Here is a 26437-nt window from a genome sequence, read left to right as displayed (position 1 = left end):
AGTGTGCAGTCTGTAGCGAAAACAACAAATTTCGTTGACGCGAATGGGCGGATCGGGTTTAATGCGGCCCGTTGCCCGGATAGCTCAGTCGGTAGAGCAGGGGATTGAAAATCCCCGTGTCCTTGGTTCGATTCCGAGTCCGGGCACCACTATTCAGAAGAACCCGCCTATGGCGGGTTTTTTGCTTTCTGAAGCCGGACTCTCCATCGAACTTCGTTCGATTATTCGCCGCAGCACTTAAATCATTCAGCCTGCAAATCTAAAAAATAAACAATAACCTTTTATAATATTATTTATAGAAATGGCTCAGATTAATTATGAAACATATTAATCAGGACTACAAAAAAAATAAATATATTGCCGAGATGAATCTCAGCCGAATAAATTCCTAATCCACCCCTTTAAGGGAATAATAGCTTTCCGTTTATGAAAATCACTTCAGGTCAGGCTCAGGGCAAGGTAATATTATTTTTGCGAAAAAGCAGAACAGCAAATTCAGTTTGTATCACCAGGAAATTTCAGCGTGATCATTTCTATTTGCCTCAGGAATTTTCATTAAATTAAATATGGATTTTGTAAATGAATAAAAATATTCAAGCCGCTATTATTGCCGTAGCGACGGTGATGAGCGTCCCGGCTATGGCCGCAGGGAATACGGCTCAGGTTGTGATTGACGGCATTGTCATCGATGACACTGAATCCTGTAATATTACTCCGGGCGGCGCCATAACCAGCAATACCGTCAGGCTCGACGATATTAGAGCGAATGAACTTGAAAAACTGGCAGTCAACGCCCCTTCAATGACATTTGCGAAGGACGTGTTCTATACCATTCAGGACTGCAAAACCGGAGGACGTAATTTTACGGGGAATCTGACGGTAAGTATGTCAGGTAACTTCAATGCTGCGATGGATAATGTCCTGGTCAACGAAATTACCACTAACCCAGCCCGCAATGCGGCAATCACCCTCGTCAATTATGACAATAGCCGCATCAAACTTGACGGCTCAAGCACTAAAACGGTCGCGTTTACGCCGGGCGCTCCTACCCTGGTACGCTACAAAGCAACTTACGTGAAAACGGCAAACGGCGTCACTGCAGGTGATATTAAAGGCACCTCCGTCTTCACGATCTCCTACTAAAAGCCAACAAAGCCTGCCGCTGGCAGGCTTTGCTAAATACCCATCGGGTTTTATCGGTAAAGCATTCAGCCCAATGCGCGCTATTTCTCTGCCGCCTGCTCTCTTCCCACCAGCACCGTCGTGATGACAAACGACAGCACCAGCGCAATAGCCACACCCGATAGCGCAAACATAAAGTACGGGCCAATATAGGCGGGTAAACTAAAGATGCTCGACAGAATGTAGCCATACAGGCGCACTCCGAAGAAGGCGATAAACGCCGATGCCAGCGAGCTGGCTACCGTAGCCGCGATAAAGGCTTTTTTGTAGCGGGTCAGTACGCCAAATAGCGCCGGCTCGGTGATCCCCAACAGGGCCGAAATCGCGGCTGACAGCGTGACCGTTTTCTCCTGACGATCGCGGCTCAGGCGCCAGATTGCAAAGGTCGCACCGGCAATCGCCATGTTAGCCATAAACATCATTGGCATCAGCATGTCGTAGCCGCGGTCGCTGAAGTTTTGTAACGCGATGGGCGTCATGGCGTGGTGCATGCCGGTAAGAATGGCCACCGGACGTATCGCACCGACGATTAACCCGGCAAAGCTCGCCGACACGCCGAACAGCCCTTCAATAAAGTAGGCCAGCCCTTTACCCAGCCAGATCCCGATGGGGCCAATCACCACCAGCGCGGCCAGCGCGCCAATAAACAGCGTCAGCGTGGGCGTAAATACGGTTTTCAGCACATCCGGCATGATGCTATCCACCCAGCGATGGATATAGCTCAGCGCCAGCACCGAGAAGATGACCGGAATAACGCTTGAGGCGTAGTTAAACACCGATACCGGAATAGCATTAAGCAGCCAGAGCGCGCTTACCGCCCCTTCCTGATGCGCCGCCAGCGCTTTAGCCGCCTCAATCAGCGAAGGATACATCAGGCAGGCCGCAACGGCTGCCGCCAGGTATTCATTCGTTTTAAAGATCCTGGCCGCCGACACCGCCAGGAAGAAGGGCAGGAAGTAAAAGACGCCGCTGGCGATCAGATCGATAACCATCACGGTATCGCTCTTCGCAGAAACCACCTTCAGCGCAATGAGACCCGCCAGCAGCCCTTTGATCATCCCTGCGCCGGCAATGGCAGGTACGATGGGGCCAAATACGCCGGAAACGGTATCCATAAACATCGAGACCAGGCTCTTGCGCCCTTTTGTCTCCGCTGGTGCGCTGTCGGTGCTCTGTCCCAGCACCTTCAGCATTTGTTCATACCAGCTATTCACCTTTGGCCCGATAATGACCTGAAACTGGTCGCTCTGGAGCTGAGCCCCCAGCACGCCCGGGAGATTTTTAATGGCGGCCTGATCCACTTTATTGTCGTCGATTAAATCGAAGCGTAATCGCGTCATGCAGTGCCAGACTTTATTTATATTCCCCTGGCCACCGACCAGACGAATAATATTGTTGATGGCTTCTTGCGTCCCCATAAAGACTCCTGCCGGTGTTGTTGTTTTAATGTTGTCCAGAAGCATAATTAAACCCACCTTACAAAACAAACCAATAAAAGTTGACTAGCCTCACAGTTACTTACAAACAGAGGCCAAAAAACCACGCTTTAGCAAAATTGGTACGGTTTTTAATTCATTTATTCGCAAATAACTGACCAAAATAAATAATAAAAAAAACGGTTTACCTGCCAACATTTTTAGGGCGATGATAAACCTATCACCTATTCCCAAAGTCGCCGCAAAGGAGTTCTTCGTGACGCCTGTGATTATTAAAGATATTGCCTGCTTTATTACCCGTCCGGACAGACATAACCTGGTGACCGTGCGCGTTACCACTGAACAGGGGGTAATCGGGCACGGCTGCGCCACTTTCCAGCAGCGTCCGCTGGCGGTCAAAACGCTGGTCGATGAATATCTAAAGCCGCTGCTGATAGGCCGCGATGCCAGTAACATCGAAGACCTGTGGCAGATGATGAACGTGAACGCCTACTGGCGTAACGGCCCGGCAATGAACAACGCCATTTCTGGCGTGGACATGGCCCTGTGGGATATCAAAGGCCAGCTGGCGGGTATGCCGCTTTACCAGCTGCTGGGCGGCAAATCTCGCGATGCGATCCCCGCTTACAGTCATGCCAGCGGCGAGACGCTGGGTGCGCTGTTCGCCTCTGTGGATACGCTACTGGCGCAGGGCTATCGTCATATTCGCTGCCAGTTAGGGTTTTATGGCGGCACGCCGTCAGCCCTGCACGCGCCTGATAACCCTACCCCCGGGGCCTGGTTCGATCAACACGAGTACATGGCTAACACCGTGGAGATGTTCCGCGCCCTGCGGGAAAAATATGGCTGGAAGATCCAGTTCTTGCACGATGTACATGAGCGCCTCTTCCCTCAGCAGGCCGTTCAACTGGCGAAACAGCTGGAGCCTTATCAGCCTTACTTTATCGAAGATATTCTCCCGCCGCAGCAGAGCGGATGGCTGGAGCAGGTTCGCCAACAAAGCTGCGTCCCGCTGGCGATGGGCGAGCTCTTTAATAACCCGGCGGAATGGCATGACCTGATTGTGAATCGCCGTATCGACTTCATCCGCTGCCATGTTTCGCAAATTGGCGGCATCACCCCGGCTATCAAACTGGCGCATCTCTGTCAGGCCTTCGGGGTACGCCTGGCGTGGCATGGCCCCGGCGACATGACGCCCATCGGCGTGGCGGTGAATACCCATCTGAACATTCACCTGCACAATGCCGCTATTCAGGAGTTCATCCCGCGTTCGGACACCACCGATCGGGTGTTCCCGGGGGCGCCAGAGGCGAAAGAGGGCTTTATCTATCCCCCTGTCGCGCCAGGCATTGGCGTAGGGTTCAATGAGGAGCTGGCGCGGGCGCATCCGGTGGTCTATCGCCCACACGAATGGACGCAAAGTCGTTTGCCCGATGGCGCGATTCACACGCCCTGATTTTGCCGCCAGGCTAAGTTATCGCGGTTCCACGGGGTGACGTAGGTACAGGTATAGTTGATATCAATGATATCGCTGACTTCAAAGACGCGCCCTCCCTCCAGTATCCCACGGTTATTGATATGCATTGCCGGGCTGCCTTTTTTGCAGCCCAGCATGACGGCCTGTTCACGGCTGACGCTCACGGCGCGATAGGTCGTGAGCATGTGCGAGATAGTTAAACCTTTACTCACCACATACTGCTGGATAGAACGCTCGATCGCCTGTTGATTGAGGTCGGGAAAGTCCGCGACAGGCATACTGGAAACCTCCAGCTGTACCGGCTGATCGTCGACATAACGCAGACGGCAAAAGTGCCAGATGAAGCTCTCTTCCGCGATGCCAAAGATCTGTTGCGCCGCCCGGTCAGGCCGCCGCTTATGCAGGCTGAGCATCCGGTAGCGCATCTGATCAAAGCGCTTTTCGGTGATCGAGTTGTAGATCAGTGGGTTGTTACGCGCATGCTCGTTGATCCAGATCCCCGAGCCCTGCACAATGCGCACCACGCCAATGCTCACCAGTTTTTCCAGCGCCTGACGAATCGTAAAGCGCGACACGCCATACTCTTCGGCCAGTTGCCGCTCAGGGGGCAGTTTACGCGGCCCAGGCGTGCTCTCCTGATAAATCTTGCTCAGAAGATCCTGGGTAACAAACTCACTTTTTTTCATGGCTCGGCCCTGCCTATTTTCAACCGTTGCGGCGAGCGATGAGTTTATCATTTTGCGCCTGGTTATTTTATAACGCTTCACTTAACACGCAGGAACCCCCTTCGCCAGCAGCGCTGGCCAGACGGATGCCCAGTCAGATCCATGCGCCATACCTGCTACGCGCACAACCCGAACACAATCGCCGCCCACCGCCTGCTGAAAACGCGCGGCGACGGCAGGTGGAACGGTCGTATCCTCTTCACCGCTGAAGTGGGTTTGCGGCACGTGGCGCAGGGTCGCGGCTGCATCCATCGCGCTAAGCGCGTGCGGCATGGGGCTGACCTTGTGCTGCCTATTCACAAAGGCCACATCCAGGTTGCCTGCTACGGTGCGCAGAGTCCGCACATCGCGACGTCGCTCAGCCAGCAGCGCGGCAATATTTCCGCCGCCGGAGTAGCCAATCACATCGAGTTGCACGCCCGGGTAGCGCTGCACGACCTGGTCGAGCGCCTCGTTCATGGCATCAATCACCGCGGGAGAAAAACGATCGTTTGTCCACATGTTTACCTGGCACTGGCGCGGCAGAGGCGAAGATAAAAACTGACAGGGCCGGGCGAGATAGAGCACATTGGCCGCTGTATCGCTGGCGGCCAGTTTCAGGCCAACCGGATTATGCGGGGTGGGGTTATTTGATGGCTGGGTACGACTTCTCCAGGCAAAGCCGTCCCCTTCAATGTACACCCGCAATAAATTAACCGGAGGGGTAATTCGGCTCCAGCTAACCAGGGTAAATTGATTAGCCTGCAAATCAGTGCTGATCAGACCAGAACGGGCAGCCATTTTATTTGCCGCCTGATTAAGATCCCCTGAAACACACCCTGTTAATAAAAAAGATAAATGAATCAATAGCACCAGAAAGAATATATTTTGTTTTTGCTGCATTTAATTCCAATCCCTAAGTTAAATTAAAAGGCACATAAAAAAGAGGCCTTTGTTTCAATAACAAATAATTAAGCAGCGCTTATTGTTTTTGGCAACAAAATGTATATTCTCCACACCAATGATATCGGATTAATCCGAAGATTAGACCAGCTGCATCTTACAATGTTTGCAACTTTATGATGGTACACCATGGAAAAAAAACGCCTTAGCCAGCTGATCTCTCTGCTGCTGGCCTCCGCGGCTGCGCAGGGTTTGATGACTACGCACGCCTTTGCTGTTGCCTCAAGCGATCTCGTTATCACGACCTCTGCTGATAGCGTCATTATTGATGACCCACTGACCGGTAACCCCACCACGGCGTTAGCGGTGAACTCGGGTATTACTGTTGGAACCCTTATTAATAACAGCCATATTCAGGATATGGCTGACAATAATTCTTATAGCAATCTTAATATTGCCCAAATTGATGGTAATGTCGGTACACTGATTAACAATGGCACCCTTGCCAGCGTCAATCGCTATCACTATGGCAGTATTCTTGAAGTCAGTTCTGCCGGTGTAGTTTCAAACTTCATCAACCATGGCAAAATTGAATTTTCATCCGACAGCTATAGCCTTAATTATTACGATACTGGCGCGATTGATAATGCCGGCAATATCGGCACGCTGACTAACGCAGTTGATGGCACAATTAACGGGCCACGCGGTATCAGTAACCTGGGGCGAATTGATAATTTAAATAACGCCGGGGTCATCGCAACCGAATCGGGAAATATGCCAGGATTTGGCAACAATGGCGCTATTTACAACAGCGGCTCCATCGGTACGCTGCATAACACCGGAAGTCTGATCGCCACTGAGGATATGATGGGTGACAGCTCAGGGGTTTATAACCATGGCACCATCACCACGCTGATTAACGATAATACCATTGAGGCCAGTAACAGCGGCATTCACAACTACGGTATCATCAATACCCTCGAGAATAATGGCACGATCCACGGCAGCATTGGTATCTTTGACAGTACCTCCGGCACTACCTCAATCAAGAGTATCGTTAATAACGGCGAGATCGTTGGTAGTTACTCAGGTATTTACCTGATTAATTTCAATACCACGCCGGATGCCATGACCATTGTGAATAACGGCGTGATAAGCGGCCAGACCTACGCGCTCTATATTTACAGCGACATCAATAATGGCAATGCCAGCGCTGACGTGACGCTGACTAACACCAATATGGTGAAGGGCATTATTGAATCCCGTAGCCCTGTCGCGCTGAAAATTAACGGCGGCGATCACTCCGTGGGCGTGCTGACCGGCCTTGATGGGCTCAACACTGTCGGCACCATTACCACCACCAAATCCGATCTCATCTTTGGTACCGGTTCCCTGTTGCTGAATGACAACGTGTTGACCAACAACAGCACCGTGGTGAACGACGCGGCCTCGCTGCAGGTGAATAACGCCATCAGCATCACCGGCGATTACCATCAAAAAGCCGCTGCGACGCTGATTTCCGGGATCTCCGATCTGGCGACCCAGGACCTCGACCTGCTGAGCGACAGTGGCTACGGCCGCCTGAACGTTAGCGGCAACGCCGTCATCGACGCGGGTTCCAGCGTTAACCTACTGCGTACCGGCAGCACCTACAAATTCGCTGAAGGTCAGCGCTATGTGGTGATTAACGCGCAGGGCGCGGACACGCAATACAACGCCAGCGCGTTGAAATATAAAGCCGTCGGTTATAACGGCAAGGTTTACGGTTCAGTGTATGAGGTTGATGCCAATAAAGCCCTGGTGCTGACCGTGGGCCCACAGAACAGTGAACCGGATGTGGTGACGAACCCAACCAAACCTGAGCCGACAACGCCGACGCAGCCGACGCCAACTCAACCGACTACGCCGACAAAGCCGACCCCAACTCTGCCGACAACGCCGACGAAGCCGACTCCGACTCAGCCGACGCCGACGCAGCCCACTCAGCCAACTCAGCCGGCGCAACCTGAGCCGACTCTGCCGACGCAACCGACTCAGCCATCACAACCTGAGCCGACAGAACCTGCACAGCCAGGTAAACACAGCTGGGCTACCACGCCAACCGCAACCGCGGCGCTGGGCGGTCTGAGCAACTACTCTGGCATCGCTTCCCCGCAGCTGCTTGAACTGTATAACGCCTCTTTAGCGATCGATGGCACTGCAGAAGCCAACCGCGTGGGCGAGAAGCTTTCTCCGGGTCAGAATATCAACACCAGCACCGCAGCAGGGGTAGCAACCTCTACCGCGCAGGCCGTGGTTGGCGCACACATTGATGCCGTACGCAATCCACAGGCCTCCGGCACCACGGGCGTGGCGACCGGCGACGACTATAGCGCGAACTGGATCGTCTGGGGTCAGCCGTTTGGCGGTTATGCCCGTCAGGACAGCACCCGCGATATCAGCGGTTACTCCGCCAAATTCGGCGGTCTGATCCTCGGCGCCGACCGCGCGCTGGGCGACGACTGGCGTCTGGGTGCGGCGGTGAACTACAGCAACACCTCTGTTCACGGTAAAGACAACCTGAGTGGTAACACCTCTACCGCCGATAACTACGGTGTGATTGCTTACGCAGGTTATACCGGCGAACCCTGGTACCTGAACCTCTCCGCAGGGCTGAACCGTCAGAACTACAGCTCCGTTCGTCGCGCTGAGTTCACCGGTTTCTCCGGCTCCGCTCAGGGTAAATTTAACGGCTCTTCCGTCACCCTGCAGACCGAGTTCGGTTACCCGATCACCCTGCCGGCAGACGTGGTCGTCACGCCGCTCGCCAGCCTGACTTACGGTTATCAGCATGTTGATGGCTATACCGAGACAGGCGGAAACGGCATGGCGCTGGACGTGGGCAGCACCCACTCTGAATCGGTGGTGAGTGATATCGGTGCCCGCATCGAAAAAACCTTCGACACCGGTCTGGGTAAGCTGACGCCATTCGCACAGGTTTCCTGGATCCACCAGTATGACAACCGTCAAATGAGCAGCCGTGCAACCTACGCCGCAGATACCATTGGTGAAACCAGCTTCATCACCAAAAGCGCGGCCCCGGTCGAAGATATGGCCGGTCTGGCGGTTGGTAGCACGCTGTATGACGCAAACGAGCTGAGCATTGATGCCCGTTACGATCTGCAGGCCGGTGACCGTTACCAGGCGCATACCTTCAGTCTGCGTTTACGTAAGATGTTCTGATAACCACAGCTGAAAAACGGGGCCACTACGGGCCCCGTTTTTTTATCCCTTTGCCAGCCATTGAATTTTTACCCCTGCAGGTCGATAGTAGTCATTTTTCAATAAGTAGAATGCTATGACTGCAACCACGCTCTCCCCGGCATTAAAAGGCGGCGCGTTGATCCTGCTGCTTGTCCTGATCTACACCGGTGTCTATACCGGCGACCGTATCACCTGGCTGATGGAAGTCACGCCGGTGGTGATCGTTGTGCCTCTACTGCTGGCAACCCATCAGCGCTATCCCTTAACCCCGCTGCTCTACATTCTGATTTTCTTCCACGCCCTCATTTTGATGGTCGGCGGGATGTACACCTATGCCAAAGTGCCCATCGGTTTTGAGGTGCAGGCGCTGTTTGACCTCAGCCGCAACCCCTACGACAAACTGGGTCACTTCTTCCAGGGGCTGGTGCCGGCCCTGGCCGCGCGGGAGATCTTGCTGCGCGGTCATTACGTTCAGGGGCGCAAAATGACCGCGTTTCTGGTCTGCTGCATTGCGCTGGCCATTAGCGCCACCTATGAGCTGATCGAGTGGTGGGCGGCGCTGGCGATGGGACAAGGCGCGGATGATTTCCTCGGGACCCAGGGCGATCCCTGGGATACCCAGTCGGATATGTTCTGCGCCCTGCTCGGCGCGCTCACCACCGTCCTGCTGCTCGGGCGCACTCATCAGCGACAGCTAATGAGGACGGTTAAGCCTTAAGGTCAATGCCGCTGTGCGCCAGCACGCCCATCTGGCTATACATGGCGCAGGCGGCGCTGACGATCGACATGCCCAGCGCGGCGCCGCTCCCCTCGCCAAGCCGGAGGTCGAGCCAGAGATAGGGCTGTAAACCAAGATGTTCCAGCGCACGCTGCGATCCCTTCTCTGCCGAGAAATGGGAAGGGATGCAGTAGTGTTTCACCGCCGGCGCGATCTGGCAGGCCGCGATTGCCGAAGCGTAAGAGAGAAATCCGTCGAGCACCACCGGCAGTCCGCAGGCCCCGGCCCCCAGGATAACCCCGGTCATCCCCACAAGATCATACCCCCCTACCTTCGCCAGCACGTCCAGCGCATCGGTGGCATCCGGCTGATTAACGCGGATGGCCTGCCTGACAATCGCCTCCTTGTGCTGCAGCCGCTCGGGGGGCAGGTTTGCACCATGCCCCACCACCTCATGCGGATCGCAGCCGCACAGGACGCTGATCATCGCCGAGGCGGGGGTGGTGTTCGCCATCCCCAGCTCACCGGTACCCAACACCGCGATCCCCGCTGCGGCCCGCTGTTTTACCAGCTCAGCGCTCGCCAGCAGGATCTGTTCCGCCTGCTCGCGACGCATTGCCGGGCCGACGGCGATGTTATCGCTGCCCCGCGCCACTTTCAGGCTGAGCATCCCGTCAATGGGGTCGCCGTTAATGCCCACATCCACCGGCAGCACTGTCGTCTGGTTGCTTTTCGCCAGCACGCAGACGCCAGAGGAGCCATTGAGCATATTCTGCGCCTGAAGACGGGTGACCGCTTGCGGAGCCAGCGCCACCCCCTCCTGATAGACACCGTGGTCGGCGCACATCACGATAATCTCTTTGGCCAGATCGCCCAGCGGCGGCAGCCCCCGCATACCCGCCAGTTGAATAGCCAGCGCCTCCAGCCTGCCAAGGCTATTCAGCGGCTTCACCAGACCATCAATGTGCTGCGCGGCCTGCGCCATTTTCTCTGCGTCCAGCGGGGCGATCGCCGCCACCAGCGCTTCTATGCTCTGCATGGGTGTTATTCTCACTGTTCTGAACGGAAGGGACTTTGATGATTAAAGTGGCGTAAGATCATAAACCCACCGCGATTTTCCACCATCGTCCAGCTGCCCTGCTGAAACGGAAAGTGCCACATCGCCTCTGCCGGCATACGTAGCCAGTGGGCCAGCATCAGGCTTAATACTCCCTGATGAGCGACGACCAGGCTGTCGCCGTCTTCCTGTTGTTGCGCCAGCTCGTCGGCAACGCTTTTTACCCGCCCGGCAAATTCGGCAAAGGGCTCACCGCCGCCGGGGGTGACGTTCTGCCAGTCATCCACCCAGCGCTGCCACGCCTGGGGTTCCTCTTCGGCAATGCTGCTGTGGTGGCGCATCTCCCAGCTACCGAAGTGCATCTCGTTGAGCCGGGGATCGCTGTTAGTGATAATGCCGTTGGGCACCACCAGCCGGGCGGTTTGCTGCGCGCGCTGAAGCTGGCTGCAGTGAATTTGCCCGAAGGTGAGCGTCGCCAGACACTCCCCCACTCGCCGCCCCTGCTCAATGCCTTTATCGGTTAATGGCAGGTCGGTGCTGCCGTAAAAGAGGCCGCTCTCATTGGCTGCGGTTTGCCCGTGACGTACCAGAACCAGGCGCATGGTTTAGCTCCACATCAGGGCCAGCAGAAACAGCGTCTCGCCGGTTTCTGCCAGCGCGCCAAGAGTATCGCCGGTCTGGCCGCCTAAACGGGTACGCAAATAGCGCACCAGGCACGCCATCAGCCCCCAGGTGACCAGCATCGCCACCACGCCGTGGAGTCCGGTCAGTGCCACCACGATAAGCGCGCCGATGAGCAGCGTTATCGCCGCTTCGTGAAACAGAATGCCGCCAATATACAGCGTACCCAGCCCCTCGCCTTCCCGGGCATAGCGCTGACCATACATCCCCAGCACCAGCCCTGCCCGTGAGACAACCGGCGTGCAGACCAGCAGCGCGAAGAGCTCCGCAGGGGGGCGAGAGGATAAGCCCGTCACCGCCATCACCTTGAGCAGAATGCAGAAGATCAGCGCCAGCCCGCCAAAGGTGCCGAGGCGGCTGTCCTTCATGATCGCCAGCATCCGCTCCCGGCTACGGGCAGAGAAGATCCCGTCGCAGGTATCGGCCAGCCCGTCGAGATGGAAGCCGCCCGTCAGCAGGGCCATCGCCAGCGCCCAGACGGCGGCCCCCAGGTAAATGCCGCCGCCCGTCTGGCTCACCAGCAACGCGGCCAGCGCGGCCACCACGCCGACAAACAGCCCCACCAGCGGGAAATAGGGCACGCCGCGCCCGAGCTGGCGAAACTCGACGCCATCGGCCCACTTATCCGGCACCGGGAAACGGGTCATTAGCCGCAGCGTGGCCCAGAGTAAATTCAGCTTCATTTAATTTTGACTCCAATCCCTGAGACCATCAGCCATACGTCGTCTGCGGCCCGGGCCAGCTTCTGGTTGGCCCGCCCGGCGATATCGACAAAGTGACGCGCGAGGCGATTTTCCGGGGTGATGCTCATCCCCAGCTCATTGGTAACAATAAATACCGGTGCCGCAGTGTGCTGGCAGGCGGCAATCAGCGCGTCCACCTGCTCCTGCAGCCAGATCTCCAGCGGCGCGAAATCGAGCGTATCCGGGTCGGCACCGCCGGAGGCCTCGTACAACAAGTTAGCGAGCCAGGTGGTGATGCACTCCAGCACCACCCCTTCTCCCGGCTGCACCTGTTCGCGTAGCACCCGATCGAGCGCACGGTATCCCTCCCAGGTGCGCCAGTGCGCGGGGCGCTGCGCCTGATGCTGCGCAATGCGGCGAGCCATCTCCTCGTCCGTCACGACGGAGGTCGCGATATAGAGCACCTGCTGACACTGTCCGGCAACCAGCTTTTCAACCTGCGCGCTTTTGCCGCTGCGCGCCCCGCCCGTAACTAAAATCATGCCATCGGCTCCTGATGCTCGCGCATAATCCGGTAAATGCTCTGTAGATCGAGATGCTGGCGCATGCTCGCCGCCAGCTTGTCAAACTGCTGCGCTTTATAGGCCGCGTAGTCTGGCAAGGTTTCCAGGGGGGCGAGTCCTTTTCGCACCCGCAGGCTGTCCACCAGGGTACGGGTAAAGATGTCGTTGTCGAACAGACCGTGCAGATAGGTACCCCAGACCAGACCATCGTCGCTCACCGCGCCGTCGGCGACGGGCTGACCATTTTTTTGCAGGTACAGGGCCGGCTGCGCGCCGGTAGCCAGGGTGGTTTGTCCCATATGGATTTCGTAGCCGCGCAGCGTCAAGCCTGAAGCGCTGGCCAGCCAGCCGGGAAGTTCAGCCAGTCTGGCATCGACCAGGGTAGTGGTTTTAAGTGGGGCGAAACGGGTGACGGTCTCCAGCAACCCCAGCCCTGGCAGCGTACCGAGGCCGGACTCCACCTCATCTATCAGGGTGTTGCCTAGCATCTGATATCCGCCGCAGATCCCCAGTAGCGGCACGCCGTTCCGGTGTTGCACCCGCAGCGCCTGCGCCATCGCGCTCTCCCGCAGCCAGGTGAGATCCTGCAATGTACTTTTGCTACCCGGCAGGATAATCAGATCTGCGCCTGCAAGCTGGTGCGGATCGCGGACATAGCGCACCCGCACGTCCGGCTGCGCGGAAAGGGCATTAAAGTCGGTGAAATTGGACATGTAGGGCAGTTGCACCACGGCGATATCGACGCTGCGCTGCCCCTGCTGCATGGCGCGGCGTTGTAACACCACGCTATCTTCCTCTTCCAGATCAAGCTCCAGCCAGGGCAGCACGCCCAGAACCGGCACGCCGGTGAGCGCCTCAATCTGACGCAGCCCAGGAGTCAGCAGCGACACATCGCCGCGAAATTTATTGATGATGACCCCTTTCACCCGCCAGCGCTCATGCTCCTGCAACAGGGCCAGGGTGCCGTAGATCGCCGCAAAGACGCCGCCGCGATCGATATCGGCCACGAGGATCACCGGACAGCGGGCAATCTCGGCCATGCCCATATTGACGATATCCCGGTCGCGCAGGTTGATCTCTGCCGGGCTGCCCGCCCCTTCCAGCACCAGCCGGTCGTACTCCTGCGCCAGGCTCTGGTACACCGCGGCAATCTGCTCGCGAAGCCGGGGTTTGAAATCGTGGTAGCGAACGGCATCCATATCGCGCAGCACCTCGCCCATCAGCACTACCTGCGCCTGGCAGTCAGAGGTGGGTTTCAGCAAAATGGGGTTCATACGCACATCCGGGGGGATCCCCGCCGCTTCAGCCTGCATGATCTGCGCCCGCCCCATCTCTTTACCGTCAGGGGTGATGCCGGAGTTGAGCGCCATGTTTTGTGATTTAAAGGGGGCGGTGCGCCAGCCATCCTGATGGAGGATCCGGCACAGCCCGGCCACCAGCACGCTTTTTCCCACGTCCGAGGCGGTGCCCTGCAGCATGATTGCCTGCGTCATTACTTCTCCTGAATACCTTCACTGAGAGGTATTCAGCTTATCACTACATGCCTCCAGCCCAACACTATCGTTGCGCTGACAATGGTGAGGATGGCGGCAATATGCAGCAGAAAATCCATCGGGTGTATCTCAACGGGGTGGCATAAGGTGAGCAGCGTCAGCGCCATGCTGGCGACCCCGGCCCCGGCGGTCGCCAGGGTGCGCAGAGGATAGAGCGACCGGGTGCGGCGCAGATACGCAATGACAATCACCACCATCGGGGCGCTGACCGTGAGCATAAAGGCATAGCAGTTCACTTCACCGCTGTGATGCCCGGCAGGAGGCGATGAATTGAGGCTGAACAGCGCCCCTATGGCCCATAGCAGCAGGGGCAGCGCAAACCAGCGCCAGCTCAGCGGCTTGCGCCCGGCAATACTCAGGGTGAAAGCATTCGCAATCGCCATCCCCCCTACCAGGAAAGCGAGAGAGAGTTGCACCACCGCCAGCCAGGCTCCCGCTGCAGACCAGTCGGTGGCGGCACGGTTGACCAGTAGGCTGCTTAATCCTGCGCAGGGGAGCGCCAGCAGCATCCAGGTGAGCACCCGCAGATTGCGGGCCTGCGGGCGCGTCACGGGCGTCGCCTCGCGGCTCAATTGTTTAATTAAGAGATCATGATCGGCCATGGTTCGCTCCCATCCGGCGAAGATTGGTTAAGGCTCTGTGCAGGAGAGATTTGACCGCCGAAATAGTCAGGTTATGCCGTGCGGCGGCCTCGGCGAGGCTCATCTCCTGCAGGTGGATATGCTCCACAATCTGGCGCTGTCGCGCCGGAAGCTGGTCTAAAATCAACGCCAGCTCCTCTTCGGTTTCTTGTTGCCCGATATTCCCGGTCCAGGCCCCTTCCGCCAGCGGCTCATCGTCGCTTTCCCGCCGCTGTCGTCGTCCGCGCTGGCGTAACGCATCCACGGCACGCGCCTGCGCGATCGCCATCAACCAGGGTAAAAAGGGGCAAGCCGGATCGTAGGTATGACGCACCCGATGCACGGTGAGCAGCACCTCCTGAATCACATCATCGATCAGCACAGGATCGGCAATCTGCTTACGGACCAGCGCCCGAATCACCGGCACCAGGGCCCGGAGCAGCAGGGAATAGGCGTGGCGATCCCCGGCCTGCGCACGCGCCATCAGCCCGGGCCAGGTCTCGCGCGGAGCCAGATTGCTATCCATCATTCGCCATGCGAATTACCTCACGCTTTTTTACCGGCCGCCCGATCGAGGGCGTTCACCACAATCGACGGGGTTAGCACCTGCGGCAGCACCTTAGGTTCGCTACCGTCGGCCGGATAGACCACGTACAGCGGCAGCCCGCCCTGCCCGAAGGCCGTCATGGCATCGTCGATATCGGCGTTAAATTTGGTGGAGTCCGCCACCATATAAATAGTGCCAGTGCGCGACAGCGCCTGCTTCACCGCCGCGGTAGAGAGCGAGGTGCGATCGTTCACCTGACAGGTGATGCACCACGAGGCGGTAAAGTTCACAAAGATAGCTTTGCCGTGGCCGCGCATCTCTGCCACCGTTTGCGGCGACCACTTCACCGGCGCGACCTGGCTCGCAACGGCCGGTTCTGCCGTAACGGACTGCGTCTGCATGATGCCCGGCAGGGGCGTAATCGCCGCCACGAAGAGCACCACCGTCACCGCCAGCAGCACTTTATACGAACGGCCGGCGAAACGTCTGTGCTGGGCCATACCATACAGCCACGCGGTGAAGCTCACCACCACGGCACAAGCCAGCATTGCCGCCAGTGCGGTGGTTCCCGCCTGTTGCGCTAATACCCACACCAGCCAGGCAAAGGCGCCAAACATCGGAAACGCCAGCCCGCGCTTGAGGATATCCATCCAGGCGCCCGGTCTGGGCAGGCGAGCGGCGATCGCCGGGAAGAGCGAAATCAGGGTAAAGGGGGCGGCGAACCCCAGCGCCAGCGAAAGGAAGATAACCAGCGAAACCGCCGGCGGCTGCACCAGCGCATACCCTACTGCACCCGCCATAAAGGGGGCTGAGCATGGCGTAGCGACCACAATCGCCAACGCGCCGGTTAACGCCGAACGGGTAAATGCCCCGCGCCCGCCTGAGATTTCCCCCGCCCGCTGCAGGAATAATCCCACCTCAAACACCCCCAGCAGGTTCAGCGCCGCGCCGAGGATAATCAGCGCCAGCGCGGTAATGACCAGTGGAGATTGCAGCTGAAAGCCCCAACCCACGGCGGTACCGCCAGCGCGCAACGCCAGCAACACGGCGGCCAGCGCCAGCATGGTAAAAATCACGCCCAGTAAAAAACCGAGCCCTTCGGTGCGGGCGCTGGCCCGGTCTCCCTGATGTCGCAACAGCCCCAGCGCCTTCAGCGAAATCACCGGAAAAACGCACGGCATAAAATTGAGGATAATGCCGCCGGCGAAGGCGGCCAGAATGGCGGTTAACATAGCGGGCCCCGAAACTGAATTATGAATGTGTGTTCGCGTATTGCTTCACGGCATCCATGGACTTCTGGATATGCTGGTCAGGGTTACGGTCGGTATAGCTCATCAGAATTTTACCGTCGGGGGCGATGACGTAGGAGGTGCGGTCAGAGACCGTTTTACCGTTCATCTGCATCAGCGTTTTGTACTCGCCCGCCACTTTCGCGCCGGGATCGGCGGCCACGGCAAATTTATCACGGCACTCCAGCTTCGAGAACTCATCCACCTGATCGACATTCCCGGCGGTGACCCCAACCACGGTCGCCCCCAGCTTTTTAAAATCATCGCTCGCTTCGGCGAAAGCATGTGCCTCCAGGGTGCAGCCTTTGGTAAAGGCTGCCGGGAAGAAGTAGAGCACCACCGGGCCTTTCTGTAATGCCTGCTGAAGCGAGAAGGTGAGCGGCTTGCCCCCCAGCGCCCCTTTCAGGCTGAAATTGGGCGCGTTATCCCCCACCTCGAGCGCCGCGTTGGCATTCAGGGTGAAGAGGGAAAAGGTCAGTACCGCAGCAGCAGAGAGGGTGTTAAACAGTTTCATGGTCAGCTCCATCAGGAAAAAACGTACTTTATGAATCATAGTTCGCACGTTAAGGCCCGAAGGTTTCGCTCGCCGATAAAAAAAATCCGCAAGGGTCGCTTGCGGAGGGGAAGGCAGCATCAGGATGGGTGGAGGCTACCGATCTTTTTCCACCATTAACGGTTCGATATCGCTCTCTTTCTTAATCACCAGCGAAGTATCACCGCGCAGGCAGGTACCGCCGTAATTGCCGCCGACGGTAAAGGTACAGACCTGGATATACTTCTCGTCCACCTTCGGCAAACACCACAGCTGCTGGTAAATATTTTTGCGATCGACAAACTTGCCGCTCGATTTATCCAGTAGCTCCTCCTGCGGGCTGATGAGATCGATATTGCTGCCGCAGCGCCCGGCGATAGGCTTCACGGCATACCCGGTCTGGCTAAGTAGTGCGTTGACCTCAAAATCGGTATCCAGCAGGTAGCGATGGTGAGGGAAGAGCTGCCACAGCACCGGCAAAATGGCTTTGTTGCCGGGGATCACCGTCCATAAGGGTTCAAAGACCAACACTTCCGGGCGCAGCAACACATCGATTAAGCGCACCTCGTTTTGCGGGTGGCCGGTACGGATAGGAACCGCCGCGTACTCGGTTTCACTGACTTCGCGGATCTGCTCGATGGCCGTCTCCCACGCCCAGGTTTTCCAGACGCAGTTAACCAGCCGCCCTTCATCATCAATTAATTGGCCCGCCGCATCCCAGCTTAACGCCCCCAGCCCATGCAGGATTTTGGTTTCAAACCCGGCCTGAAGCAGCGAACGCTGAATAAAGAGCGCGTGGTAATCCTCCTCCACATCGTTGTCCTGCATGATGTGCACAAAGGGGCGCGCCTGGCTGTGCTTCCAGGCGCCGGACAGCTCTTCCAGTAACCCTTCCGCCGGGTTATGTCCGCCGCCGCGATAGCCGTTTTTCACCCACTCTTCCAGGATCAGGCCACCTTCGGTGTGGCACGAGGCGGAGTCGGCGTTGTACTCATAGACCTTGATGCCGCGCTCATCCATGCAGAAATCCATGCGGCCGGTAATCATATGGTGACGACGCCACTGCCAGGAGAGACGCAGGCGCGGCCAGAGAATTTTCGGAATGTCGAAAAGCGCCAGTAAGTTGTCATCTTTCAGCACCTTGTCGGTGGCATGCAGATACATCAGGTGCAGCTCGTTGGTCGCTTTGATCAACTCCTGCTCGGCGCTTTCGGTGATGGTGAAATAGTGGCAGGGATCGTGATTGATAAAATGGCCGTTGGCACGCACGTAGGCCTGCTGCAGCGCATCGTTCTCATTGAGCCATTTGCCATCAAACTGGCGGTTGTTTTTCAGCCGCGCGCCGCGAATATTTAGCAGTTCGCCGTTGACTTCAGGCTGCGGAAGGCTGTGTTCGGTGTCGCTGGTCTGGATCATCCAGCCCAGAATTTCGGTGTCGCTGAAGGTGTCATGGAGCCGGTAGCAGCCGTTCTCCACGCTCATTCTGAGTTCGCGCGTCCACTGCTGTCCCAGCGGCAGCGGAGAGTGAATGACATTCTGCTCCGCAATGCGCACCTTATCACCCAGCCGTTGCGTGATGACGGCCACGTGGCCGGTTTCGTGGAACTCACCGCCCTTTTGCCAGATAAGCAAAGCCCCCGCCTCCGGCGCGCGCTGCGATCCGTTAGCAAAGGCCTGCAGAGGCAGGATATCGTCATTCACCACCTGACGAACAAAGCGTAAAGAAAAGATCTCCCACGCCATGCGCACGTCGGTAAAGACAAAGCCGTAATTCAGGAACAGGAAGCGGCGGGCAAACTCAACGCACTGCCACTTGTGCCCCATATATTCATTGCCGGTATAGCTGCGAAAATCGGCATCTTCCGGATAATTTCGCGGATCGAGAGAGCTGTAATTCGAGGAGTAGATCGCCACGCCTCCCGGCGCATAGCCTAATAATGTCCCGAATGGCGCATCACTGCTTAACGTTCCTTTACGCATGTTTCCAACCTAATAAAGGCAGGCGGCAATTTTTTAGGGGGTTGTCGTCGTCTGCACGTTGTAATTAACCTGACAGAGGTGGATTTATCATACACCCGCGTGGCAAATTATTCGCCGCAGCAATAACGAAAAACAGACAACACAGGAGTCAATATGAGCGTACAGGCGCAGCCGCTGGAGTGGGGTCACGGCCCACGCATCTTTGAAGTGTTCCTGGAACCGACCTGCCCGTTTTCGGTCAAGGCCTTTAATAAATTAAACGCCCTGCTGGAACAGGCTGGCGAGGATAAGATCACCGTCAAAATCCGTTTACAGTCGCAGCCCTGGCATCTCTTTTCCGGCGTGATTGTGCGCTGCATTCTGGCGGCGTCGACGCTGCCCGAGGGGAAAGCGGCGGCACACAAGGTGATGCAGGCGGTGGCCGATCGCCGGGAAGAGTTTGAATTTACCGACCACTGTAGCGGACCGAATATGCAGGCTACACCTGAGGAGATTATCGCACGCATCGAGCGTTACAGCGGAGTGCAGCTTGCCGACGCCTTTGCGCGCCCGGAACTGCAAACGGAAATTAAGTGGCACTGTAAATATGCACGTCAGAATGGGACCCATGTCTCCCCAACCTTTATGGTCGATGGTCTCGTGCAGCCCGATTTGGGCAGCGGCGACGAGGTTGCGGTATGGGTGAAGCGACTGCTGGGATAAACGCCACCCGCTCTCGCCCGAGCGAGAGAGAGTGGCTCCTGTTACGTTTTAAATAACCAACAGGCGGTAAAGTGCCCCGGCGCGATCTCCTGCATCGCCGGTTCCTGCGCCTGACACACCGGCATCGCATGGGGGCAACGGCTGCAAAAACGACAGCCTGGCAGCGCCGAGGTCGGCCCTGGGATCTCGCCCCGCAACGTGGCGTTATCAAGATTGCGGATGCGCGGATCGGGCTGAGGCACCGCCGCCAGCAAAGCACGCGTGTAGGGATGGGCCGGATGTTGATAGAGCGCATTCGCGGGTGCGACCTCCACCAGCTTGCCGAGATACATCACCCCAATGCGGCTGGAGATGTGGCGCACCATCGACAGATCGTGGGCGATAAACAGATAGGTGAGCCCCAGCTCCTGCTGTAAATCCTGCAGGATATTCACCACCTGCGCCTGCACCGAGACATCCAGCGCCGACAGCGGCTCATCGCACAGTACAAACTCCGGGCGCACGGACAAGGCGCGGGCAATGCTGATGCGCTGACGCTGGCCACCGCTGAACTCATAGGGGAAACGTTGCAGATGTTCCTGTTTGAGCCCCACTTTATAGAGCAGCGTTTCGGTACGTTCACGCTGCTCCTCCCGACTGTAGCCGTGGATCTGCATCGGCTCGGCAACCAACTGCTGCACGGTCATGCCGGGGTTGAGCGAGGAGTAGGGATCCTGAAAAATCGCCTGCATCCTTCTGCGCAGCGGTTTCAGCTGTTTCTCGCTGGCCTGGGCAATGTTCTGCCCGGCAAAGTGGATCTCGCCGGAAGTGATAGCAAACAGGCGTAAAATGGCGCGTCCGAGGGTCGATTTGCCGCAGCCTGACTCCCCCACCAGGCCAAAGGTTTCACCGGGCATGATGTCAAAACTGACGCCATCCACCGCTTTCACCGCCGCCCCCTTTCGCAGTAGCCCGCCGTTTAGAGGATAGTGTTTGCGTAGCTCACGCACGCTGACTAACGGAGTACGTTGTTCGCTCATGCCTGAACCTCCTTATCGGCCCATAGCCAGCACGCGGCGCGGTGGCCTTCGTCCATCCGGTAAAACGCCGGCTGCCGATCACACTGCGGCATCCGCTTCGGACAGCGCTCAGCAAAGGGGCAGCCGGGAGGCGGATTGAGCAAGCCAGGTGGCGTGCCTTCGATTGGCGATAATCGCTGATTCACCTCCCCCGGACGGGGCAATGAGGCCAACAGCCCCTGGGTATAGGGGTGCGCCGGACGGTAAAAAATATCCTCAACGCTCCCCTCCTCCATCACCAGCCCGCCATACATCACCACGACGCGGCTACACACTTGCGCCACCACGCCCAGATCGTGGGTAATGAGCAGGATGGCGGTCTGGGTTTGTTGTTGCAGGCTTTTCAGCAGACGCAATATCTGCGCCTGAATCGTCACGTCCAGAGCGGTGGTCGGTTCGTCGGCAATCAGCAGCTTTGGGTTACAGGAGAGCGCAATGGCTATCATCACCCGCTGGCGCATGCCGCCGCTGAACTCATGAGGATACTGATTGTAGCGCCGTTCCGCCTCGGCAATGCCGACCTGCTCCAGCATCGACAGCGCCGCCGCTTTGGCCGCTTTTTTGGCCAGCCCTTTATTACGCATCAGGATCTCAGACATCTGCTTGCCGATGGTGAGCACCGGGTTAAGGGCAGTCATCGGATCCTGGAAAATCATGGCGATCTCATTGCCGCGAATGGCGCGCATCTGCTGCGGCGTTTTTTGCGCCAGATCGGCATTCTGAAACCGAATACTGCCACCGGTGATGCGGCCGTTACTTCCCAGAAGCTGGATAATGGATTTACAGGTCACGCTCTTGCCGCAGCCGGATTCGCCAACAATGCCGATAAGTTCCCCCGGCTGCACCTGAAAGCTCACGCCGCGAACTGCATGGACATCTCCCTGTCGGGTATGGAAGGTGGTTTGCAGATTATCAAGTTCGAGTAAGTTACTCATCGCGGTTCGCTCCCGGCTCAAAGGCGGTACGAAATACGTCGCCTAATACGTTAAAGCTGAACACCGTCAGCAGGATCAGAATGCCGGGGAACATCGCCAGCCACGACGCTTCGCCAATGTACGACTGGGCGTTGTTGAGCATACTTCCCCAGGAGGCGGCCGGTGCCTGTACGCCAAGCCCAAGGAAGCTCAGCGTCGACTCCATCAGGATCGCCGAAGCGATATTGAGCGTGGCGGCCACGATAATGGTCGGCAGCACGCCGGGAATGATATGGCGCACGATGATCCGTAGCGGCTGTTCGCCGGAAGCACGGGCATAAAGCACATATTCGCGCTCTTTAACCGAAAGCGTTTCGGCACGTACCAGCCGGGACATGTTCATCCACGTCAGCAGGCTAATGATAAAAATGATGTTATCCACGCCTGGCTTGAGGTAAGCGTTCACCACCAGCAGCAGGAAGAAGGCCGGGATCGCCATCAGAATGTCGACGATGCGCATCATCAGGTTATCGAGCCAGCCGCCAAAATAGCCGCTGATCGTGCCGACAAGGGTGCCAATCAGCGTGGAGAAAACCATCGCCAGAAAACCGACCATCAGCGAGATCTGCCCGCCGTAGAGGGCGCGGGTAAAGTAGTCGCGCCCGTACTCATCGGTACCAAACCAGTGGGTACTGTCCGGCGGCAGGGTACGGGCGTTCAGCGCCATCTGATCCGGGTCGAACGGGCTCAGCCCCGCACAGAGCGCGGCGACAACAAAGATAAAAAGGACAAATAACGAGAACTGCGCCGGACGGTTGCGGCGCAGCTGGTGACGAACTTGCTGCCAGCGTCTGCTCATCCGGGTTACCTCAGAGTACGAATGCGGGGATCGGCGAAGCGATACAGCAGATCGGCGATCAGGTTGCCTACGATCAACATCATGGAAGAGAGCATGATGATCGCCATGATCAACGGGTAATCCAGCGAGGTGATCGACTGGATCCCCAACAACCCCATGCCCGGCCAGGAGAAGACGCTTTCCGTCACGTAGGCCCCGACCACCAGCTCCCCAAACGACAGGCCGAACAGGGTAATCACCGGCAGCAGCACGTTTTTGAGCACATGGCGGAACAGAATGCCGGAACGGGTCGCGCCGTACGCGAGCTGGGTCTGCACGTAGTCGGCAGAGAGCTGCGTGATGGTATTGGAGCGAATGTAGCGCATATAGCTTGAGAGGTTGTAAAAGGTGAGCGCAATGCACGGCAGCACACCGTGGCGAACCACATCCAGCCAGTTATCTTCCATACCGATAGTGCGCATCCCCATGCTGGGAAACCAGTTGAGTTGTACGGCAAACACGGTGATCAGTAGTATGCCGAACCAGAAGATCGGCACCGAGATGCCAATATAGGCAAACAGATTCAGCAGATGATCCAGCCAGCGATGTTTAAACGCCCCGGCAAGCAGCCCGAGAGGAATGGCCAGCACGATGGCCAGCAGCAGCGACGCCCCCATCAATCCCAGGGTGGCCGGAATGCGCTCGGCGATCATCTCCAGCACCGGGCGGTGATAGATAAGCGAGTAACCCAGGTCGCCCTGCGCGACGTTTTTCAGCCACAGCAGGTACTGGGTGACCAGCGGCTTATCCAGCCCCAGGCTTTGACGGATGCGCTCGATATCTTCCGGCGCCATCCGCGGCGTGATATAGGCGGCAACCGGGTCGCCAGGAGCGAGTTTGACCAGCAAAAACGCCACCAGCGAAATAAAGAACAGCATCGGCAGCAGTTGCAGCAACCGACGCGTGAGTAATGTGTTCACGACATGCCCTTAAACGACTTACCTTGACGTAATGCCCCGGCGAAATGGCCGGGGCAACCGCTTATTTCTGATAGATTTTTGATAAGTCCTGGAACAGATAAACCGGCTTCGGCTCCGCCTCTTTTGTGCCGCCGAAGCGTTTATCCACGGCAACGATCGCATTGGTATAGGCGATCGGGTAATAGGTCATGTCGCTCGCCACGGTCTGCTGGATTTGCTTGTAGATCTCCGCACGTTTTTTGGCATCGGTTTCCACAGCACCTTTATCCCACAGAGCATCGAACTGCGGGTTTTTATAGTGCGCGTAGTTGTAGGCCTCGTTACTCATAAACAGGGATTTGTAGCCGTCCGGCTCTGCGCCCATGATGTAGCCACCCAGATTCAGATCCCACGCGGTGTTGTTCATGTCCAGACTGCGCTGCGACATGGCGTTGGAATCCAGCGGCATCAGCTCAACGATCACCCCAATTCCCTTCAGGGCCTGCTGGATGTACAGCGCCTGGCTCTCCTGGGTTTTATTGGTATTCACGTAGGCCAGACGCAGCTTCAGGTTTTCTGGCGCGCCTGAGTCCTTCAGCAACGCTTTGGCTTTTTGCTGATCGAACTTGTACTGCTCTACGTCGGCGGTCTGGTAGAGGGTATCCGGCGTCAGGAACGAGGCGGCGGGTTTCGCATAATCCAGCGAGGTGAAGGCGGTCTGGGTCAGCTCGTCTTTGTTGATGGCGTAGGCGATAGCCTGCCGCAGCGCTTTGCTCTTCATGACCGGTACGTTCTGGTTGAACGTCATATAGGCCAGACGCCCTTCCGGATAGACCACAAAGTCGAATTTGCCGGTGTTTTTCAGGCGTGACACATCCTGCGGATCCACCATCTTCATGTTGATCTCGCCATTTTGCAGCGCAAGGTTGGCAGAGTTGCTGTCTTTGGCAAAACGGTAGGTGACGGAATCGAGCTTCGCTTTGCCGTTCCAGTAATCGTCGAAACGCGTCAGGGCATAGTACTGCCCGGCGCGATACTCTTTAAATTTGAACGGCCCGGAACCGACCGGCGTATCGTTTTTGGCGCTCTTTTCAAAATCGCTTTCACCGGCGAATACGTGCTGCGGGATGGGATAAATTTGTACCAGCGTGCCGGTAAATGCCGCACTCACCTGCGGTAGGGTGAACTTAACGGTGCGATCGTCAACCTTGCTCACCACCACGGGTTTGCCGCCGTAAGTAAACATGCTGCGGAAGAAGCTGTGCTGGCTGGGATCAAGCAGTTTATTGAAGGTGAAGACCACGTCGTCGGCGGTCAGCGGCTGGCCATCCTGCCACTTCAGATTGGGTTTTAAGGTCAGGGTATAGCTCAGGTTATCGGCGGCGGGCGTCAGGCTTTCGGCCAGCCCCCATTCGATTTTCCCCTCGTTGAAGCTATATAGCGGTGCATACAGCGCCTGCATGATAGTTAACGTAGTACGGTCGCTGGCATAGAGCGGATTCACGGCCAGTGGGTCGCCGGAGGTGATGCCGATAATTAACGAACCGCCCGCTTTAGGCGCGTCATTGTTGGCGGCAGGCGCGTTGGCCGCCTCTTTATTTTTTGCCTCATCACAACCCGCCAGACCTAACGCGAGCGAAACCACAACTGCCGAAAACAGAAGCTTACGCATCTCACTAACTCCTTGCCTGATAAAGTGTTTATTACTGCACGTTTTTATATATGTGCAAGCATCATAGGCAGCTTTACGCCCTTTCGCATTAACAATGAAAATGCGATTTTCGATTAAGCTTATACCGAATTTGATATATATAAGCGCAATGTGGAATAGCGCATAACCTTATGCGCTCGCAACGTTAAAGGGTTCACGAATCTCCTGCTAAACTGCCTCAACACATCATGCAAAAGGCAGGTCAACATGTCAGACAACAACTATCAGCCACCGAAAGTGTGGGAGTGGAAGCAGAACACCGGCGGCGCGTTTGCCAATATCAACCGCCCTATTTCCGGCGCAACGCATGAAAAAGCGCTGCCCGTCGGCGCGCATCCGTTGCAGCTCTATTCGCTGGGTACGCCGAACGGACAGAAGGTGACCATTCTGCTCGAAGAGCTGCTGGCTCTGGGCGTAACCGACGCCGAGTACGATGCCTGGCTGATTCGCATTGGTGAGGGCGATCAGTTCTCTAGCGGGTTTGTTGAGGTGAATCCTAACTCTAAGATCCCGGCGCTGCGCGACCACTCCACCACCCCGCCGACCCGGGTGTTTGAATCTGGCAATATCCTGCTCTATCTGGCCGAGAAGTATGGTCATTTTCTGCCGAAAGACCCGGCAGGCCGTACCGAAACGCTGAACTGGCTTTTCTGGCTGCAGGGGGCTGCCCCCTTCCTCGGCGGCGGTTTCGGCCATTTCTATAACTACGCCCCCGTGAAGATCGAATACGCGATCGATCGCTTTACCATGGAAGCGAAACGTCTGTTCGACGTGCTGGATAAACAGCTGGCGCGCGGCCGCTACGTGGCAGGCGATGAGTATACGATTGCCGATATCGCCGTCTGGCCATGGTTTGGCTGCGTGGCGCTGGGCAGCGTTTACAACGCCGCCGAGTTCCTGGATGCAGAGAAGTACACAAACGTGCAGCACTGGGCGAAAGAGGTTGCGAATCGCCCAGCCGTCAAACGGGGCCGTATTGTGAACCGTACCTACGGCGAGCTGAACGAACAGCTGCATGAACGCCACGCCGCCAGCGATTTTGACACCAACACAGAAGATAAGCGCCAGGCATAAGCGCAGGCCGGGT

Annotated in this window: 24 protein-coding genes and 1 tRNA gene; 7 read left to right on the top strand and 18 right to left on the bottom strand. The window is 57.1% G+C overall.

Annotation, left to right across the window (positions count from 1 at the left end; all coding sequences use genetic code 11):
* The first annotated feature begins 73 nt into the window (after positions 1 to 73).
* Together B2Q93_RS05845 and B2Q93_RS05840 are read left to right on the top strand one after the other, a co-directional pair.
* Positions 74 to 149, top strand: a tRNA-Phe gene (locus B2Q93_RS05845).
* 430 nt (positions 150 to 579) lie between these two features.
* Positions 580 to 1143, top strand: coding sequence for a fimbrial protein (locus B2Q93_RS05840; RefSeq protein ID WP_046886034.1), 564 nt, complete (start codon positions 580 to 582; stop codon positions 1141 to 1143).
* A gap of 80 nt (positions 1144 to 1223) precedes the next feature.
* Here B2Q93_RS05840 and B2Q93_RS05835 read toward each other — a convergent pair whose 3' ends face one another.
* Positions 1224 to 2600: a PTS transporter subunit EIIC gene (locus tag B2Q93_RS05835; RefSeq protein ID WP_040074055.1), complete on the bottom strand. Its 1377-nt coding sequence runs from the start codon at positions 2598 to 2600 to the stop codon at positions 1224 to 1226.
* A 274-nt stretch (positions 2601 to 2874) separates the two neighbouring features.
* Here B2Q93_RS05835 and B2Q93_RS05830 point away from each other — a divergent pair, with 274 nt between their 5' ends.
* Positions 2875 to 4074 carry an enolase C-terminal domain-like protein gene (locus tag B2Q93_RS05830; protein WP_046886032.1) on the top strand — a complete coding sequence of 400 codons (1200 nt, stop codon included), beginning with the start codon at positions 2875 to 2877 and terminating at the stop codon, positions 4072 to 4074.
* Here B2Q93_RS05830 and B2Q93_RS05825 read toward each other — a convergent pair.
* Both B2Q93_RS05825 and B2Q93_RS05820 read right to left on the bottom strand, forming a co-directional pair.
* Positions 4062 to 4781, bottom strand: coding sequence for a GntR family transcriptional regulator (locus tag B2Q93_RS05825; RefSeq protein WP_040074053.1), 720 nt, complete (start codon positions 4779 to 4781; stop codon positions 4062 to 4064). The genes B2Q93_RS05830 and B2Q93_RS05825 overlap by 13 nt on opposite strands.
* A gap of 81 nt (positions 4782 to 4862) precedes the next feature.
* Positions 4863 to 5600: an alpha/beta hydrolase gene (locus B2Q93_RS05820; RefSeq protein WP_349679651.1), complete on the bottom strand. Its 738-nt coding sequence runs from the start codon at positions 5598 to 5600 to the stop codon at positions 4863 to 4865.
* A gap of 291 nt (positions 5601 to 5891) precedes the next feature.
* On the opposite strand from B2Q93_RS05820, the gene B2Q93_RS05815 reads away from it, so the two are divergent.
* Together B2Q93_RS05815 and B2Q93_RS05810 are read left to right on the top strand one after the other, a co-directional pair.
* Positions 5892 to 8924: an autotransporter outer membrane beta-barrel domain-containing protein gene (locus B2Q93_RS05815; protein WP_286932203.1), complete on the top strand. Its 3033-nt coding sequence runs from the start codon at positions 5892 to 5894 to the stop codon at positions 8922 to 8924.
* A gap of 115 nt (positions 8925 to 9039) precedes the next feature.
* Positions 9040 to 9663 carry a DUF2238 domain-containing protein gene (locus B2Q93_RS05810; protein ID WP_040074049.1) on the top strand — a complete coding sequence of 208 codons (624 nt, stop codon included), beginning with the start codon at positions 9040 to 9042 and terminating at the stop codon, positions 9661 to 9663.
* On the opposite strand, the gene cobT is transcribed toward B2Q93_RS05810, so the two are convergent.
* From cobT to gss, 10 genes are all read right to left on the bottom strand, one after another.
* Positions 9653 to 10702: a nicotinate-nucleotide--dimethylbenzimidazole phosphoribosyltransferase gene (gene cobT / locus B2Q93_RS05805; protein WP_286932201.1), complete on the bottom strand. Its 1050-nt coding sequence runs from the start codon at positions 10700 to 10702 to the stop codon at positions 9653 to 9655. The genes B2Q93_RS05810 and cobT overlap by 11 nt on opposite strands.
* 11 nt (positions 10703 to 10713) lie before the next feature.
* Positions 10714 to 11322 carry an adenosylcobalamin/alpha-ribazole phosphatase gene (locus B2Q93_RS05800; protein ID WP_286791400.1) on the bottom strand — a complete coding sequence of 203 codons (609 nt, stop codon included), beginning with the start codon at positions 11320 to 11322 and terminating at the stop codon, positions 10714 to 10716.
* 3 nt (positions 11323 to 11325) lie between these two features.
* Complete coding sequence (gene cobS, locus B2Q93_RS05795; RefSeq protein ID WP_286932198.1) at positions 11326 to 12084, bottom strand: adenosylcobinamide-GDP ribazoletransferase; 759 nt, start codon at positions 12082 to 12084, stop codon at positions 11326 to 11328.
* The gene (cobU, locus tag B2Q93_RS05790) at positions 12081 to 12626 is read right to left on the bottom strand and encodes a bifunctional adenosylcobinamide kinase/adenosylcobinamide-phosphate guanylyltransferase (protein WP_040074044.1); all 546 of its coding nucleotides are present in this window, start codon (positions 12624 to 12626) and stop codon (positions 12081 to 12083) included. Before cobU ends, cobS begins: the two co-directional genes overlap by 4 nt.
* Positions 12623 to 14140 carry a cobyric acid synthase gene (locus B2Q93_RS05785; protein ID WP_286932195.1) on the bottom strand — a complete coding sequence of 506 codons (1518 nt, stop codon included), beginning with the start codon at positions 14138 to 14140 and terminating at the stop codon, positions 12623 to 12625. The genes cobU and B2Q93_RS05785 overlap by 4 nt, the downstream gene beginning before the upstream one ends.
* Positions 14141 to 14172: 32 nt before the next feature.
* Positions 14173 to 14802, bottom strand: coding sequence for an NrsF family protein (locus B2Q93_RS05780; RefSeq protein ID WP_286932194.1), 630 nt, complete (start codon positions 14800 to 14802; stop codon positions 14173 to 14175).
* A complete protein-coding gene (locus B2Q93_RS05775) occupies positions 14789 to 15346 on the bottom strand; it encodes a sigma-70 family RNA polymerase sigma factor (RefSeq protein ID WP_286932371.1) in 558 nt (185 codons plus the stop codon). Before B2Q93_RS05775 ends, B2Q93_RS05780 begins: the two co-directional genes overlap by 14 nt.
* 20 nt (positions 15347 to 15366) lie before the next feature.
* Entirely contained in the window at positions 15367 to 16599 is a 1233-nt protein-coding gene (locus B2Q93_RS05770; protein WP_286932191.1) for a protein-disulfide reductase DsbD family protein, read from the bottom strand.
* 19 nt (positions 16600 to 16618) lie between these two features.
* Entirely contained in the window at positions 16619 to 17209 is a 591-nt protein-coding gene (locus tag B2Q93_RS05765) for a peroxiredoxin (RefSeq protein WP_414672030.1), read from the bottom strand.
* A 96-nt stretch (positions 17210 to 17305) separates the two neighbouring features.
* On the bottom strand, positions 17306 to 19168 hold the full coding sequence (gene gss, locus B2Q93_RS05760; protein ID WP_040074037.1) for a bifunctional glutathionylspermidine amidase/synthase: 1863 nt from the start codon (positions 19166 to 19168) through the stop codon (positions 17306 to 17308).
* A gap of 153 nt (positions 19169 to 19321) precedes the next feature.
* Between gss and B2Q93_RS05755 the strand changes: the two genes are divergently transcribed.
* Positions 19322 to 19870, top strand: a complete 549-nt coding sequence (locus tag B2Q93_RS05755; RefSeq protein ID WP_286932189.1) for a DsbA family protein — start codon at positions 19322 to 19324, stop codon at positions 19868 to 19870.
* Positions 19871 to 19911: 41 nt separating this feature from the next.
* Here B2Q93_RS05755 and B2Q93_RS05750 read toward each other — a convergent pair whose 3' ends face one another.
* The 5 genes from B2Q93_RS05750 to B2Q93_RS05730 form a co-directional block, all read right to left on the bottom strand.
* On the bottom strand, positions 19912 to 20889 hold the full coding sequence (locus B2Q93_RS05750) for an ABC transporter ATP-binding protein (RefSeq protein ID WP_207292398.1): 978 nt from the start codon (positions 20887 to 20889) through the stop codon (positions 19912 to 19914).
* The gene (locus B2Q93_RS05745; RefSeq protein ID WP_286808818.1) at positions 20886 to 21863 is read right to left on the bottom strand and encodes an ABC transporter ATP-binding protein; all 978 of its coding nucleotides are present in this window, start codon (positions 21861 to 21863) and stop codon (positions 20886 to 20888) included. Before B2Q93_RS05745 ends, B2Q93_RS05750 begins: the two co-directional genes overlap by 4 nt.
* Positions 21856 to 22701, bottom strand: a complete 846-nt coding sequence (locus tag B2Q93_RS05740) for an ABC transporter permease (RefSeq protein WP_040074033.1) — start codon at positions 22699 to 22701, stop codon at positions 21856 to 21858. Before B2Q93_RS05740 ends, B2Q93_RS05745 begins: the two co-directional genes overlap by 8 nt.
* 5 nt (positions 22702 to 22706) lie before the next feature.
* Positions 22707 to 23660, bottom strand: a complete 954-nt coding sequence (locus B2Q93_RS05735) for an ABC transporter permease (RefSeq protein WP_286932186.1) — start codon at positions 23658 to 23660, stop codon at positions 22707 to 22709.
* A gap of 61 nt (positions 23661 to 23721) precedes the next feature.
* A complete protein-coding gene (locus B2Q93_RS05730) occupies positions 23722 to 25311 on the bottom strand; it encodes an ABC transporter substrate-binding protein (protein WP_046886017.1) in 1590 nt (529 codons plus the stop codon).
* A 246-nt stretch (positions 25312 to 25557) separates the two neighbouring features.
* Here B2Q93_RS05730 and yghU point away from each other — a divergent pair, with 246 nt between their 5' ends.
* On the top strand, positions 25558 to 26424 hold the full coding sequence (yghU, locus tag B2Q93_RS05725; RefSeq protein ID WP_286932184.1) for a glutathione-dependent disulfide-bond oxidoreductase: 867 nt from the start codon (positions 25558 to 25560) through the stop codon (positions 26422 to 26424).
* Positions 26425 to 26437: the final 13 nt, after the last annotated feature.

It is taken from the genome of Leclercia sp. UBA5958 (assembly GCF_002430365.1).
In the GTDB taxonomy this organism is placed as follows: Bacteria; Pseudomonadota; Gammaproteobacteria; order Enterobacterales; family Enterobacteriaceae; genus Enterobacter; species Enterobacter pneumoniae.
The sequence above is the reverse complement of the archived record's forward strand: the minus strand, read 5'-3'. Positions and strand labels throughout refer to the sequence as shown.

Excerpts from the sequence above, each read along its gene's own strand:
- B2Q93_RS05840 (WP_046886034.1), top strand. The coding sequence starts at position 580 with ATGAATAAAAATATTCAAGCCGCTATTATTGCCGTAGCGACGGTGATG.
- B2Q93_RS05835 (WP_040074055.1), bottom strand. The coding sequence starts at position 2,600 with ATGGGGACGCAAGAAGCCATCAACAATATTATTCGTCTGGTCGGTGGC.
- B2Q93_RS05825 (WP_040074053.1), bottom strand. The coding sequence starts at position 4,781 with ATGAAAAAAAGTGAGTTTGTTACCCAGGATCTTCTGAGCAAGATTTAT.
- B2Q93_RS05820 (WP_349679651.1), bottom strand. The coding sequence starts at position 5,600 with ATGGCTGCCCGTTCTGGTCTGATCAGCACTGATTTGCAGGCTAATCAA.
- B2Q93_RS05815 (WP_286932203.1), top strand. The coding sequence starts at position 5,892 with ATGGAAAAAAAACGCCTTAGCCAGCTGATCTCTCTGCTGCTGGCCTCC.
- B2Q93_RS05810 (WP_040074049.1), top strand. The coding sequence starts at position 9,040 with ATGACTGCAACCACGCTCTCCCCGGCATTAAAAGGCGGCGCGTTGATC.
- cobT (WP_286932201.1), bottom strand. The coding sequence starts at position 10,702 with ATGCAGAGCATAGAAGCGCTGGTGGCGGCGATCGCCCCGCTGGACGCA.
- B2Q93_RS05800 (WP_286791400.1), bottom strand. The coding sequence starts at position 11,322 with ATGCGCCTGGTTCTGGTACGTCACGGGCAAACCGCAGCCAATGAGAGC.
- cobS (WP_286932198.1), bottom strand. The coding sequence starts at position 12,084 with ATGAAGCTGAATTTACTCTGGGCCACGCTGCGGCTAATGACCCGTTTC.
- cobU (WP_040074044.1), bottom strand. The coding sequence starts at position 12,626 with ATGATTTTAGTTACGGGCGGGGCGCGCAGCGGCAAAAGCGCGCAGGTT.
- B2Q93_RS05785 (WP_286932195.1), bottom strand. The coding sequence starts at position 14,140 with ATGACGCAGGCAATCATGCTGCAGGGCACCGCCTCGGACGTGGGAAAA.
- B2Q93_RS05780 (WP_286932194.1), bottom strand. The coding sequence starts at position 14,802 with ATGGCCGATCATGATCTCTTAATTAAACAATTGAGCCGCGAGGCGACG.
- B2Q93_RS05775 (WP_286932371.1), bottom strand. The coding sequence starts at position 15,346 with ATGGATAGCAATCTGGCTCCGCGCGAGACCTGGCCCGGGCTGATGGCG.
- B2Q93_RS05770 (WP_286932191.1), bottom strand. The coding sequence starts at position 16,599 with ATGTTAACCGCCATTCTGGCCGCCTTCGCCGGCGGCATTATCCTCAAT.
- B2Q93_RS05765 (WP_414672030.1), bottom strand. The coding sequence starts at position 17,209 with ATGATTCATAAAGTACGTTTTTTCCTGATGGAGCTGACCATGAAACTG.
- gss (WP_040074037.1), bottom strand. The coding sequence starts at position 19,168 with ATGCGTAAAGGAACGTTAAGCAGTGATGCGCCATTCGGGACATTATTA.
- B2Q93_RS05755 (WP_286932189.1), top strand. The coding sequence starts at position 19,322 with ATGAGCGTACAGGCGCAGCCGCTGGAGTGGGGTCACGGCCCACGCATC.
- B2Q93_RS05750 (WP_207292398.1), bottom strand. The coding sequence starts at position 20,889 with ATGAGCGAACAACGTACTCCGTTAGTCAGCGTGCGTGAGCTACGCAAA.
- B2Q93_RS05745 (WP_286808818.1), bottom strand. The coding sequence starts at position 21,863 with ATGAGTAACTTACTCGAACTTGATAATCTGCAAACCACCTTCCATACC.
- B2Q93_RS05740 (WP_040074033.1), bottom strand. The coding sequence starts at position 22,701 with ATGAGCAGACGCTGGCAGCAAGTTCGTCACCAGCTGCGCCGCAACCGT.
- B2Q93_RS05730 (WP_046886017.1), bottom strand. The coding sequence starts at position 25,311 with ATGCGTAAGCTTCTGTTTTCGGCAGTTGTGGTTTCGCTCGCGTTAGGT.
- yghU (WP_286932184.1), top strand. The coding sequence starts at position 25,558 with ATGTCAGACAACAACTATCAGCCACCGAAAGTGTGGGAGTGGAAGCAG.